The 12,491-nt window shown below is 74.0% G+C and carries 15 protein-coding genes; 9 read left to right on the forward strand and 6 right to left on the reverse strand.

Annotated features, from left to right (window positions below):
* Positions 1-54: 54 nt before the first annotated feature.
* The 3 genes from C3492_RS24025 to C3492_RS24035 form a co-directional block, all read right to left on the reverse strand.
* Positions 55-1,086, reverse strand: a complete 1,032-nt coding sequence (locus tag C3492_RS24025; RefSeq protein WP_103813864.1) for an SDR family oxidoreductase — start codon at positions 1,084-1,086, stop codon at positions 55-57.
* A 322-nt stretch (positions 1,087-1,408) separates the two neighbouring features.
* On the reverse strand, positions 1,409-2,065 hold the full coding sequence (locus tag C3492_RS24030; protein WP_103813866.1) for an HAD family hydrolase: 657 nt from the start codon (positions 2,063-2,065) through the stop codon (positions 1,409-1,411).
* Positions 2,066-2,196: 131 nt separating this feature from the next.
* Complete coding sequence (locus C3492_RS24035; RefSeq protein WP_103813868.1) at positions 2,197-3,264, reverse strand: PHP domain-containing protein; 1,068 nt, start codon at positions 3,262-3,264, stop codon at positions 2,197-2,199.
* Positions 3,265-3,431: 167 nt separating this feature from the next.
* On the opposite strand from C3492_RS24035, the gene C3492_RS24040 reads away from it, so the two are divergent.
* Genes C3492_RS24040 through C3492_RS24050 form a run of 3 tightly spaced genes read left to right on the forward strand, consistent with a single transcriptional unit; the run spans position 3,432 to position 5,582 of the window.
* Positions 3,432-4,235 (forward strand): SDR family oxidoreductase, encoded by an 804-nt coding sequence (locus C3492_RS24040; RefSeq protein WP_103813870.1) that lies wholly within the window; start codon positions 3,432-3,434, stop codon positions 4,233-4,235.
* Between the two features lie 40 nt (positions 4,236-4,275).
* Positions 4,276-5,301, forward strand: a complete 1,026-nt coding sequence (locus tag C3492_RS24045) for a DNA topoisomerase IB (protein ID WP_103813872.1) — start codon at positions 4,276-4,278, stop codon at positions 5,299-5,301.
* 35 nt (positions 5,302-5,336) lie between these two features.
* Positions 5,337-5,582 carry a hypothetical protein gene (locus C3492_RS24050; RefSeq protein ID WP_103813874.1) on the forward strand — a complete coding sequence of 82 codons (246 nt, stop codon included), beginning with the start codon at positions 5,337-5,339 and terminating at the stop codon, positions 5,580-5,582.
* A gap of 18 nt (positions 5,583-5,600) precedes the next feature.
* Here C3492_RS24050 and C3492_RS24055 read toward each other — a convergent pair whose 3' ends face one another.
* Both C3492_RS24055 and C3492_RS24060 read right to left on the reverse strand, forming a co-directional pair.
* Complete coding sequence (locus tag C3492_RS24055; protein ID WP_103813876.1) at positions 5,601-6,833, reverse strand: glycoside hydrolase family 16 protein; 1,233 nt, start codon at positions 6,831-6,833, stop codon at positions 5,601-5,603.
* A gap of 98 nt (positions 6,834-6,931) precedes the next feature.
* Positions 6,932-7,621 (reverse strand): VanZ family protein, encoded by a 690-nt coding sequence (locus C3492_RS24060; RefSeq protein WP_258055852.1) that lies wholly within the window; start codon positions 7,619-7,621, stop codon positions 6,932-6,934.
* A 233-nt stretch (positions 7,622-7,854) separates the two neighbouring features.
* Between C3492_RS24060 and C3492_RS24065 the strand changes: the two genes are divergently transcribed.
* From C3492_RS24065 to C3492_RS24095, 6 genes are all read left to right on the forward strand, one after another.
* Complete coding sequence (locus tag C3492_RS24065; RefSeq protein ID WP_103813880.1) at positions 7,855-8,049, forward strand: hypothetical protein; 195 nt, start codon at positions 7,855-7,857, stop codon at positions 8,047-8,049.
* Positions 8,046-8,498: an MrpF/PhaF family protein gene (locus tag C3492_RS24070; RefSeq protein WP_103813881.1), complete on the forward strand. Its 453-nt coding sequence runs from the start codon at positions 8,046-8,048 to the stop codon at positions 8,496-8,498. Before C3492_RS24065 ends, C3492_RS24070 begins: the two co-directional genes overlap by 4 nt.
* A 183-nt stretch (positions 8,499-8,681) precedes the next feature.
* Complete coding sequence (locus C3492_RS24080) at positions 8,682-8,942, forward strand: hydrogenase subunit MbhD domain-containing protein (RefSeq protein WP_103813885.1); 261 nt, start codon at positions 8,682-8,684, stop codon at positions 8,940-8,942.
* 5 nt (positions 8,943-8,947) lie between these two features.
* On the forward strand, positions 8,948-9,700 hold the full coding sequence (locus C3492_RS24085; protein ID WP_181140526.1) for an MnhB domain-containing protein: 753 nt from the start codon (positions 8,948-8,950) through the stop codon (positions 9,698-9,700).
* Positions 9,700-10,047 carry a sodium:proton antiporter gene (locus C3492_RS24090; protein ID WP_103813889.1) on the forward strand — a complete coding sequence of 116 codons (348 nt, stop codon included), beginning with the start codon at positions 9,700-9,702 and terminating at the stop codon, positions 10,045-10,047. The genes C3492_RS24085 and C3492_RS24090 overlap by 1 nt, the downstream gene beginning before the upstream one ends.
* Positions 10,047-11,816, forward strand: a complete 1,770-nt coding sequence (locus C3492_RS24095) for a complex I subunit 5 family protein (protein WP_103813891.1) — start codon at positions 10,047-10,049, stop codon at positions 11,814-11,816. The genes C3492_RS24090 and C3492_RS24095 overlap by 1 nt, the downstream gene beginning before the upstream one ends.
* On the opposite strand, the gene C3492_RS24100 is transcribed toward C3492_RS24095, so the two are convergent.
* A complete protein-coding gene (locus tag C3492_RS24100) occupies positions 11,817-12,467 on the reverse strand; it encodes a DUF4230 domain-containing protein (RefSeq protein WP_181140518.1) in 651 nt (216 codons plus the stop codon).
* Positions 12,468-12,491: the final 24 nt, after the last annotated feature.

Genomic DNA, 12,491 nt, shown 5'->3' on the forward strand with positions numbered 1-12,491 from the left:
CGCTGTCATGGTCCTCTCCGCTCCTCGTCGGCTCGTTGGGTGCTCCGGACGGGCTCAGCCGACCTTCCGCCCGCGCATCGGCTCGGTCTCCATCCCGCCGCCCTTGCGCAGGCCGTCCAGGAACTCCTGGATCACCTCGGTCGCCGTGTGCCGGGGCTCCCAGCCCAGTTCGGCGCGCGCCCGCGCGCAGTCCATCAGCGGCAGCCGCAGCACGGCGTCGAACAGGTGCGGCGACGCGGGCAGCAGGTGCAGCCCCCAGGCGGCGGCGATGGCCGTGCGGGCCGCCGTACGCGGCAGCCGTACCGGCCGGGAGCCGAGCAACTCGGCGAGCACACCGGCGTCCAGCGCGGGATCGGCGGCCAGGTTGAAGGCGCCCCGGGCGCTGTCCGAGCGCACCGCGAGCCGGTAGGCCTCGGCGGCGTCGTCCGTGTGCAGGGCCTGTACCCGCAGACCGGGGATGTCCGGCAGGAACGGCAGCAGGTCCGGCCGGGCCAGCGGACCGGGCAGGAACCGCCCGCCGAAGATCCGCCGCTGCTCGCTCGCCGACTCCCACTTGAACAGGAAGGCCGGGCGCATCCGGACCACCCGCACCTCGGGGTGGTCGCGTTCGAACACGTCCAGCGTGCGCTCCAGGTAGGCCTTCTCCCGGCAGTACGCGGCGTCCGGCCAGCCGTGCGTCGGCCAGGACTCGTCCACCGGGCGGTCCTTCGGGCCCGGCGAGTACGCCCCGACGGAGGAGGCGTGCACCAGCACCGGCACCCGGGCCGCGGCGACCGCCTCGAACACCCGGATGCTGCCGAGCACATTGGTCCGCCAGGTGGTGGCCGGATCGTGCGTCGGCTGGAAGGCCCAGGCCAGATGGATCACGGCGTCGGCACCCTCGAACCGCTCGGCGAGGTTCGCCCGGTCCCCGGCGAGGTCCACGGCGGACCACTCGGTCTTCGGCGGCGACCACTCGGGCGTCCGCCGGGCCAGCCCGCGCACGGACTTGATGTCCGGGTCCTCGGAGAGCAGGCGCACCACACTCGTCCCGACGTTGCCGGTGGCGCCTGTCACGACGACCCTGCTGCCCGCTGAGCTGCTCACCTTCGGCTCCTCTCGTCGGTGCGGCGGAGGCTGCGACGAGCGGCCGGGTACCCGGGCGCCGCGGCGGCACACGCGGCACGGGGGCGGCATGAGGAAGCCCCGACCGTGACGGGGGAATCACGACCGGGGCGGTCAGGTGGTGGGGCGGATGGCGGTCGCCTCTCGGCGAGACGCTCCACAGGGCTTCAGCCGGACGATCGTCCCTGTGGGCAAAAGGTGAGGCCCGGGGACACTGTCCCATCCGCACCCACGGCTTGTTCAACGGGCAACCACACCCAGGTGTTCCGGCCCCCCACGTGACGTGCGTCACCGCCGGAACCGCTCAGGCCAGCGGGCTGTCGGCCAGCCGCGCCAGCAGGTGCGCGGGGTCCGCGTACACCGCCTCCGCCCCCGCCTCCTCCAGATCTGCCCGGGGAATGCCGCCGCACAGCACGCCCACGCAGCGCACCCCGGCCTTGCTGCCGGCCCGCATGTCCCACACGGTGTCCCCGACGAACACGGCCCGCGAGGCCGGCACCCCGGCCAGCTCCAGCGCGTGCTCCACGGGCTCCGGTGCCGGCTTGCCCTCCCGCACGTCGTCCGCGCTCGCCGTGGCCGCGATGGCGTCGTCCGCGTCGATCGCCCGGCGCAGCGCACCCAGCTCGGCGCCGCTCGCCGAGGTGGCGAGGACCACCGTCCAGCCGTCCCCGTGCAGCCGCCGCAGCAGCTCGCCGGCCCCGGGCAGGGCGGGGAGCCGGTCGAAGTACTGGCCGTACAGTGCCGTGTGCGCGGCGCTCAGTTCGGCGTCCTGGTCCCGGTCCCGGTCGTCGCCGAGCAGATGGGCGACGAGGTCGGTGGAGCCGAGGCCGACGGCCCGGTGCACGGCGTGCATGGGCACCTCGTGACCCGCCTGCCGGAACGCCTCCCACCAGGTCACGACGTGCAGGTGATTGGTGTCGACGAGGGTCCCGTCGACGTCGAAGACGGCGGCGCGGTCCATCCCAGGTCCTCTCTGTCAGCCCGGGTCTTCCTGTCAGGCCCAGGTCCTCGCTGTGGGCCTCGGGTCCTTCCCGTCAGGCCCAGGTCGTCGCTGTGGGCGCCGGGTCCTCCTGTCAGCCCAGGTCCTCGCTGTCAGCTCCGGGAGCGGGTACCACGCGCGGAACCCGCCACGCGTGCCGGCAGCCGGGCCTCGCGCGTCCAGCCCAGCAGCTCGTCGGCCGACCAGGTGGTCACCACGCGCTCGGGCGGCACACCGCACTCCTCGGCCCGGGCGCAGCCGAGGATCTGCCAGTCCAGCTGGCCGGGCGCGTGCGCGTCGGTGTCGACCGAGAACAGCACCCCGGCCTCGACCGCCCGGCGCAGCAGCCGCCGGGGCGGGTCCAGCCGTTCCGGACGGCTGTTGATCTCCACGGCGGTCCCCGACTCGGCGCACGCGGCGAACACCTCGTCCGCGTCGAACTGCGACTCGGGCCGCCCCCGGCCCGTCACCAGCCGCCCGGTGCAGTGCCCGAGGACGTCGGCGTGCGGATCGCGCACGGCGGCGACCATCCGCCGGGTCATGGAGCGGGCGTCCATCCGCAGCTTGGAGTGGACCGACACCACGACCACGTCCAGCCGCTCCAGCAGCTCCGGTTCCTGGTCCAGCGAGCCGTCCTCCAGGATGTCGCACTCGATGCCGGTGAGCAGCCGGAACGGCGCCCAGCGCGCGTTCAGCTCCGCGACCACCGCCAGTTGCTCCCGCAGCCGCTCGGGCGACAGCCCACGGGCCACGGTCAGCCGGGGCGAGTGGTCGGTGAGCGCGGTCCACTCGTGCCCCAGCCCGGCCGCCGCCCGCCCCATCTCCTCGATCGGGCTGCCGCCGTCGGACCAGTCCGAGTGCGTGTGACAGTCCCCGCGGATCAGCGCCCGCAGCCCGGCCCCGGCCGCCTCGGCGCCGGCCGGCGCCCCGGCCTCCTCCTCCAGCTTGCGCAGGTACCCGGGCACTTCACCGCCCAGCGCCTCCCGCACCACCTGCGCGGTCTTCGGCCCGACCCCCTTCAGCGACTCCAGCGTCCCGGCGGCGGCCCGCTCGGCCACCTCGCCCTCGGGCAGCGCGGCCAGCGTCCGGGCGGCGGTACGGAAGGCCCGTACCCGGTAGGTGGGCGCGAGCGCCCGCTCCAGAAGGAACGCGATCCGGTCGAGGGCGGCGACGGGGTCCATGAGAACCAAGGGTGCACCAGGCTCCCCCGAGGGGCGCGGGGAACGCGGCCGGCCGCGGATCACCCGCGGCCCGTGACCTTCGTGCCCACCACGGCGGGGCCGTTTGCCGCCACCACCCCCGGGTACTGCGTGACCCGTCCACGTGACCCACCGTGAGGAGGCTCGTCATGTCCGTACCGGATGCGCAGCGAACGGCCGTGGTGACCGGCGCGGACAGCGGCATCGGCCGGGCCACCGCCGTACGGCTGGCCGAGGCGGGCCTGGACGTCGGCATCACCTGGCACACGGACGAGAAGGGCGCCGAGGAGACGGCGGAGGAAGTCCGCGCGCACGGCCGCCGCGCCGCCGTGAGCCGGCTGGATCTGACCCGGCTGCCCGAGGCCGCCGACGCCGTGGACGAGCTGTGTGAGGAGCTCGGCCGGATCGACGTCCTCGTCAACAACGCCGGCACCGGCACGATGACCCCCTACCTCGACCTGACGCTCACCGATGTGCGCCGGGTCCTGGACGTCGATCTGGTGGGACCGTTCCTGCTCGGGCAGCGGGCCGCGCGGCGCATGATCCGGCAGGGCGGCGGCGGCCGGATCGTGAACGTCACCTCCGTGCACGAGCACCAGCCCCGGGTCGGCGCGGCCCCGTACTGCGCGGCCAAGGGCGGGCTCGGCCTGCTCACCCAGGTGATGGCCCTGGAGCTGGCCGAGTACGGCATCACCGTGAACGCGGTCGCGCCGGGCGAGATTGCCACCCCGATGACCGGCCAGGAGGACACCGACGTGCGCGCCGAGCGCCGCCCCGGCGTACCGCTCGGCCGGCCCGGCGACGCCCGCGAGGTCGCCGCCGTGATCGCGTTCCTCGCGAGCCCGGACGCCTCCTACGTCACCGGTGCCTCGTGGAGCGTCGACGGCGGCATGCTGCGCATGGGTCCGCAGGCCGGTTCCCATCTGACCAGCGACGACTGGCGCCGGCCCTGAGGCGGCGGGGAAGGCACGGGGAGGCCGGGGGGAGACCGCGGTGAGGCTGCGTACCAGTTCGCCGGACGGCCCCGGCCACCGGCGCGTCCGCTGCGGCCGGGGCTTCCGCTACCTCGACAGCGCCGGCGAGCCGCTGACCGACCCCGGGCAGCTCGCCCGCATCCGCGCCCTGACCATCCCGCGCGCCTGGCGCGACGTGTGGATATGCCCCTGGCCCAACGGCCACCTCCAGGCCGTCGGCACCGATGACGCCGGGCGCCGGCAGTACCTGTACCACGAGCGGTTCCGGGCGGAGCAGGACAAGGCCAAGCACGAGCACGTACGGCAGGTGGCGCGGGCCCTGCCCGAGCTGCGCGCCAAGGTGGCGCTGGACCTGGCCGGGCGCGGGCTGAGCCGGGACCGGGTCACCGCCTGCGCGGTCCGCCTGCTCGACCTCGGCTTCTTCCGCATCGGCAGCGACCGGCACACCCGCACCAGCGAGACCTACGGCCTGACGACCATGCTCCGCGAGCACGTCAGCTGCGCACGCGGCGAGATCACCTTCGGCTACCCGGCCAAGGGCGGTACCGAGATGGTCCGCGCCCTCGTCGACGACCAGGTGCACGCGGTCGCCCGGTCCCTGCTGCGCCGCCCGCGCGGCGGCGACCGCTTCCTCGCCTACCGGGACCGCGGCGCCTGGCACGACCTGCACGGCGACGACCTCAACGAGGCCCTGCGCCGGCTGTCCGGCACCGACGTGACCGCCAAGGACTTCCGCACCTGGCACGCCACCGTGCTGGCCGCCGTGGCGGTCTCCGTGACCGCGCGGGGCGCGCGGGCGACCGAGGCCGCCCGGCGCCGGCAGATCGCCCGGGCCGTCCGCGAGGTCAGCCACTACCTGGGCAACACGCCCGCGGTGTGCCGGACGTCGTACATCGACCCGAAGGTCTTCGAGCTGTTCGAGCAGGGCGTGACCGTCGCCCCCGTGCTCACCCGTCTGGGCGAACACGGGCAGTTCGGGCGTCCGGCGACACAGGGGGCCGTCGAGGCGGCCGTCCTCGATCTCCTCGACGGCTCCGGTGGATGACCCGCCGGCGCGGGTTGCGTTCTACCCTCGATGGCATGACCGAACAAGGAGCTCCCCACATCTCCCACCCGCGGATCCTGGTCCTCGGTGTATGCCCGGGCCGGCACGGCGAGCCGCCCTTCCGGATCATGGAGATCGACGGTCAGGTGGTCGGTGAGGCCAGGACCATCACGGACGTGCTGGAGACGGCCGCCTCCTACGGCATCCCCATCCACGACCTGGACGACCCGGACGCGGTCCGCTGGGTGGGCGGCGACAAGTACACCTGGACGCTGCACTGACCGGCCGACGGGGCAGGCTCAGCCGACCGTCCACTTCTGGTTGGCGCCGCCCGTGCAGGTCCAGATCTGCAGCCGGGTCCCGTTGGCCGAGTTGTTCCCGGTCACGTCCAGGCACTTGTTCGCCTGCGGGTTGACGATGTCGCGGGCCGCCGGGAGGGCCCACTTCTGGGCGGGGCTGCCGTTGCAGTCCCACAGCTGGACGGGCGTGCCGTCGGCGGTGCCGCCGCCGCTGACGTCCAGGCACTTGCCGAGTGCCCGGAGCGTGCCGTCCGAGCCCACCGTCCACGCCTGCGCGGCCGTGCCGTTGCAGTCGTAGAGCTGGACCGGGGTGCCGTTCGCGGGGTTGGCGCCGGCGACGTCCACGCACTTGCCGGCCAGGCCGCGGATCGGCACGCCGGCGGCGCTGTCGCTCGTCGTCACCGACACCGAGTCCACCACCAGCGTCTGCGGGAACTGCGTCGAGCCGTCGGGGTCGCCCGGCCAGTAGCCGCCGACCGCGAGGTTCAGGATCAGGAAGAACGGCTTGTTGAACACCCAGGTCTTGCCGCCCAGGTCGGCCGGGGTGCGCCGCTGGTAGACGTTGCCGTCCACCGACCAGGTGATCGAGTCCGGTGCCCAGTCGACGGCGAAGGTGTGGAAGGCGTCCGCGAAGGCCTGCCCGTTCGGCAGCGAGTAGGCCGCGCCTATGCCGCCCGAGCCGGAGTAGCCGGGGCCGTGGATGGTGCCGTGCACGGTCGAGGGTTCAAAGCCGACGTTCTCCATCACGTCGATCTCACCGGAGTCCGGCCAGTTCACCGGCGTGCCGAGCATCCAGAACGCGGGCCACATGCCCTGGCCGCGCGGAATCTTCATCCGCGCCTCCACATGGCCGTACTGGGCGTTGAACTTCCCGGCCGTGTTCAGCCGGGCGGAGGTGTACTGGCAGCTTCCGTACCAGCACTGGTAGCCGGCCGGGTTCTCCTTGCGGGCCGTGATCACCAGATGGCCCTGGCCGTCCAGGGCCGCGTTCTTCGTGCCCGAGGTGTAGTACTGCCGCTCGTGGTTGTTGACGTTGTCGCCGGTCTCCAGGGTCCACTTCGAGGAGTCGACCGCGGCGCCCGCGGGCCCGTCGAAGGTGTCGGAGAAGGTGGTGACGGCCGCCGCCGCGGGGGTGGCGGTGTCGGCGCGCGCCGGGCCGACGGCGGCCGAGCCGATCAGCGCCGCGGACAGGGCGGCCAGGAGACATCTGCGAAGCAGGCGTGGGGAGGCCATGGCTCTCCGTTCATGTGGGGGTGTGAGCGGTGCGCTTCTTGATTTAAGGAGTGAGATAAGGGGCCGTCAATACTCTGGTACAGACCTGCTGCTGACGATCAGCCGGCGGACGGCTCGCGCACGCGCCGGTGCACCCCCCGTCCGAGCCGCCGCCCCAGCAGCAGCCAACCCAGCAGCGCCCCGGCCGTGTTGAGGATGACGTCGTCGATGTCGAAGGCCCGCCCGGTGACCAGTGCGCCCTGGACCAGCTCCACCATCAGCATCACGAGGGCCGTCAGCGCGAGCACCTGGAGCACGCCCCGGGCACGCGGCGCCAGGACCGGCACCAGCACCCCGAACGGCACGCCGAGCAACAGGTTGCCGCCGAGCTGCCGGAGCGCGTCCCGCAGCGAGGCCTGCTCCAGATAGGCCCTGAGCGAGCGGCCCGGGTGCAGGTTGCTGTGCGTCAGCGGCACCGACGCGGGCGACGGCTGGAGGGTGATGCGGGCCAGGGCGACGGCGAACGCGACCATGCACGCGAAGGCGACGAGGATCGCCAGCAGCCGGACGGGCAGCGGCCACACGTGCCGGGGGCGACCCTCTCCGGCGGGTCGCCGCTTCCCGGTGTCCTGGTCCGGGCGCCGCTTCCGGGCGAATCGGGGGCGTACCTTCTCGGCCGGCCACCACTTCCCGGTGGACCGGGGGCGGACCTCGTCGGCCGGCTGCCGGGCGGGGCGGACCTCCTCGGGTGGCTGCCGTTTCCCGGCGGAGCGCAGGATCTCCGGCAGGCGCGGCACGGTACGGGCCATGTGCTCCTCCACTCGTCAACTTCCGCGTTCCGAACGTCGGTTACCCGCACCACGGCCCAGGATGCCCGCCGCCCGGCCCCGCACCCGTGGTTTCCGTTCACGCCTGAGGGGCACTCCGGGTGCGGACCCGCGTGCCGCCGCTCCCGCCCGGGCCCCGCGGTGCTTGGATGCCCCCAGCGGCACTGCGGACACATCGCCGCGTATCCGAGCACAGCGGACCGAGGAGGTGCTGCATGACCCGCCGTACGGCACCCCGAGCGGTCCTCCTCGCCGCCGGTGAACTCCTCGCCTGGTGGGTGGTGCTGGCACTGCTCTGGCTGGTGCTGATCAGCACGGTCGACACCCTGGAGCGGATCGTCGGCGCGAGCTGTGCCGCCGTGGGCGCGGTCCTCGCCCGGACCGGCCGGCGGGCGGTGAACTGGCGGTGAACGGCTGGATCCTCGCGGCGACCGTCGAGCTGGGCGGGGCAGGCGCGGCCGCCCTCTGGGGCGTGACCACCGGCCCGCCGGCCCGCCGGGTCATCGCCCAGAACCTCACCACCTCCGCCGTCTGCCCGGCCCTGCTGCTCCTCGCCCAGGGCTACGGCCGTCCCTCCTACGTCGACCTCGCCCTGCTGCTGGCCCTGCTCGGCCCGGTCGGCACGCTCGTCTTCGCCCGGCTGCTCTCCGACGACCTGGCCGGGGAACGCCCGGGCGCGTGGGCGCTGACCTGGACGGCGGCGGGCATGGGGGCGGCGGTGGTGCTCGCCCTCTGCGTGGCCGGCGCGCCGGGCCGGGCCACGGTGAAGCTCCTGGTGATCGGCGCCCTGCTGATCAGCGGCAACCTGATCGCCTCCCGCGCCCTGGCGGGCGGGTTCCGGGGGGTGCGGGGTGGCTGACGGGACGGAAGGCGTGGCCGGTGCCGGGGGAGTCCCGGGCGCCGGGTGCGTGGTGGCCGGCCGGGCGACGGGCGGCGGCGCGGCCGGGTGGGCCGTGGCCGACGGGACGCGGGGCGCGGCCGGTGGCCGGCACGCCCCGCGCGGCGGGCGCGTGCCCGCCGGCATGCCGAAGGCGGGTGCCGTGTGTCCGACGCCCTGATCGTCGTCGTCCTGCTGCTCGTGGCCGCTGCCGCCACCGCGGCCGTGGTCCAGCGCGACCCCGCCCGGCAGGCGCTCGTGCTGTCCTTCCTCGGGGTGCTGCTGGCCGCGCTGTTCACCGTGCTCCAGGCCCCGGACGTCGGCCTGTCCCAGCTCGCCGTCGGCTCCGCCCTCACCCCCCTGCTGATCATGCTGTCGGTGCGCAAGGTCAGACGCCGGGGCCGCTCGAAGGAGGGGGGAGGGTGAACCGGATGCGGCTGTGGCTGCTGGCCGTCGGCGGCGCGGGCCTGGCCGCCCTGCTCGTCGCGGCCTGCCTCGACCTGCCCGGCTTCGGCGGGACCCGCCACCCGTACGGCGACCGCGCCGTCCACGCCTCCCTCTCCCGGCACACCGCGAACACCATCGCCTCCGTCAACTTCGACCTGCGCGCCTACGACACCCTCGGCGAGATGAGCATCCTGTTCGCCGCCGTCCTCGGCTGCGTGGTGCTGCTGCGCGAGGCCCGCGACGAGCACCGGGCACGGCCCGAACCCGCCGACGTGGCCCGCCCGGTCCGCCGCTACGCCCTGCTCGTGCTGCCCGTCGCCCTCGTCACCGGCCTGTACGTCATCGCCCACGGCCAGCTCAGCCCCGGCGGCGGCTTCCAGGGCGGGGTCGTCGCCGCGACCGCCCTGCACCTGCTCTACCTGGGCGCCGACTACCACGCGCTGGAACGCGTCCGCCCGCTCGGCGTCCACGAGACCACCGACGCGCTCGCCGTGGCCTCCTACCTCGTGCTCGGCGCCGCCGGAGTCCTCGCCGGCACCGCGTTCCTGGCCAACACCCTGCTGCCCTACGGCACCTTCAACACGCTGTCGTCCGGCGGCACCGTCCCCCTGCTGAACGCGGCCATCGGCATGGAGGTGGCGAGCGCGGTCGTCGTCCTGCTCGCCCACTTCCTCGACCAGGCCGTCGAGATCGAGGGGGAGCAGACCGAGAGGGAACGCAGGAAGGGAACACCGTGATGCACGTCCTTCCGTACCTGGTCGCCGCCTACATCTTCCTGACGGGCTGCTACGGCCTCGCCACCAGCCGGAACCTGATCCACGCCGTCGGCTGCCTCGCGGTCTGCCAGTCCGCCACCTACGTCCTGCTGCTGGCGGTCGGCTACCGCGACGGCGGCACCGCGCCCGTCTTCTCCGACATCAAGCCCGGCTCCCGGCCGGTGGTCGACCCGGTGGTGCAGGCCCTCACCCTCACCGACGTGGTCGTCGGCGCCACCGTCACCGCGCTGTTGCTCGCCCTCGTCCTGCAGATCGCCAAACGGCACGGCACGGTCGACCCCGACGAACTGCGGGAGCTGCGCGGCTGATGCACCACCTGATCCCGCTGCTCGTCGCGATCCCGCTGCTCGGCGCCGCCCTGCTCGTGGCCACGGGCCGCCATCTCCCCAGGATCGCCGCCGAGATCACCGGGTTCGTCTTCTCCGGCGGTACGGCCGCCCTGGCGCTCGTCCTGCTGCTGAACTCGGCCCCGCCGATGGTCGAGTGGGTCGGCGGCTGGCTGCCCGTCGACGGCGAGAGCGTCGGCATCCTCGTGACCGGGGACGGCCCGGCGCTCGGCATGGCCGCGCTGGCCTCACTGCTCACCCTGGCCGCGCTCGCCTACTCCTGGCGGTACTTCGACGAGCCCCCGCGCGACCGCACCGGCTCCTTCACCGCGCTGATGTTGGTCTTCCAGGGCGCCATGTGCGGCTTCGCCGTCGCGGGCGACCTGTTCAACGCGTTCGTGTTCTTCGAGCTGATGAGCGTGGTCGCCTACGCCCTGACCGGCTACCGCATCGACGAGGCCAAGGCCGTCCAGGGCGCCCTGACCTTCGGGATCGTCAACTCCCTCGGCGCGTACGCGATGCTGATGGGCATCGCCCTGCTGTACGCCCGTACCGGCGAACTGGCCATGGCGAAGATCGGCCGCGGGCTCGACGCCGCCGCCGGGCAGGGCGGGCCGGACGCGCTGGTCCTCGCCTCCTTCGTGCTGGTGCTGACCGGGCTGCTGGTGAAGGCGGCGGCCGTGCCCTTCCACTTCTGGCTCCCGGACGCGCACGCCGTCGCCCCCACCCCGGTCTGCATGCTCCTGTCCGGCGTCATGGTGGAACTCGGCGCCTACGGCGTGTGGCGGGTGTACGGCACGGTCTTCGCCGGGCCCGGCGGCATCCCCGCCGCCGACCTGACCCGCGCCCTGGTGACGCTCGGCGGCCTCACGGCCGTGACCGGCGCCGTCATGTGCTGGCACCAGCGGCACATCAAACGGCTCCTCGCCTACTCCACCGTCTCCCACACCGGCCTGTTCCTCGTCGGCCTGGGCGTCCTCACCCCCGAGGGCGACGACGGGGTCGCCCTGTACCTCCTCGGCCACGCCGGAGTGAAGGCCGCGCTGTTCGCCTGCGCGGGTGTCCTGCTGGACCGGTTCGGCAGCGTCGACGAGCACGCGCTGCACGGCCGGGCCCGGGGGCAGCTGCGCGCCACCGCCGTGATGTTCGCCGTCGGCGCCCTCGGCCTGGCCGGCCTGCCGCCGTTCGGTACGGCGCTGGGCAAGGCGATCACCGAGGAGGCGGTCGGCGGCCCGTTCACCGTGGTGTACGTGGCCGCCTCCGCGATCACCGCCGGCGCGGTCCTGCGGGTCACCGCCCGCGTCTTCCTGGGCCTCGGGCCGCGCCCGGAGGACGCGGAGTACGAGACCAGCGGCTCCGACGAGGAACCCGAGACGTCGGGTCCGCTGCGCCGGATCCCGGACACCATGACGACCGTGCCCGCCGTACTGCTGGCCGCCGCCCTCGCCGTCGGGGTGGCCCCCGGCTTCGGCGCCCTGGTCGCCCGCTCCGTCAACGAGGCCGGCTCGGGCGGCGCCCACGCCTCCGCGCACTGGACCCTTGCCGGCGTCCTGCTCGGCGTGGCCTCCACCGCGCTGGCCACGGCGCTGGCGGGTCTCGCGGTCAGCCGCCCGGGCTGGGTGGCCGCGCCCGACTGGGCCGCACCCCTCAGGCGCCTGCAGTCCGGGCACGTCGGCGACTACGTGGCCTGGCTGCTGGTGGGCGCGACCGTGCTGGGGGCGCTGGCCCTGCCGGGGATCCTGGGCTCCTGATCAGGTGCCGTACGCGATGTGCACCTCCGTGAAACCGAGGGAGCGCAGCAGGCCCTGGAGCATGCCGGTGGTGTTGCGCTCGGCGCGGGCGGTCAGCCCGCTGGTGCGCGCGGCGTCCCCGATGTGCCGCACGGCGAGCTGCTGCACGGCCTGCTCGCTGTTGGGGTTGTCGGAGAACAGGTCACCGAGCCGGTCCAGCAGCCCGCGCTGCTTGGACACGGCGTAGGAGTGGTCGGGGTCGAGGGCCGGCCTGCCGAGCCGCGCGTGCGGCAGCCGGATGGTGGCGGACGTACGGTCGCCGTTGACCGTCACGTCCTTCTCGCCGACCCGGCCCAGGTCGACGTAGGCGTCCACGGTGCCCGCGCCGACGTACAGGGTGCGGCTGCCGCGGATGGCGTCGGGCAGGAACTTCGCGTCCTTGTCCAGGTCCACGACGACCTGGAAGTTGCCCGACGCCGCGTCGTAACGGCTCATGTCCTGGATGGACTTGAGGAGAGCCGGGCCGGAACGGTCATGGGTCTCGGTGCCGAACAGGTCCTTGATGCCGGGCAGTACGGCCAGCCGGATACCGGCGAACAGTACGGCGAGCACCAGCACGAGCGCCGCCACGGCCTTGGCCCACCCCGGCAGGCGCCTCACGGAAGTCGTCATCGCGACGGTCCTCCTTCCTGTTGA

This window comes from Streptomyces sp. Ru62 (assembly GCF_002920615.1).
Lineage (GTDB): Bacteria > Actinomycetota > Actinomycetes > Streptomycetales > Streptomycetaceae > Streptomyces.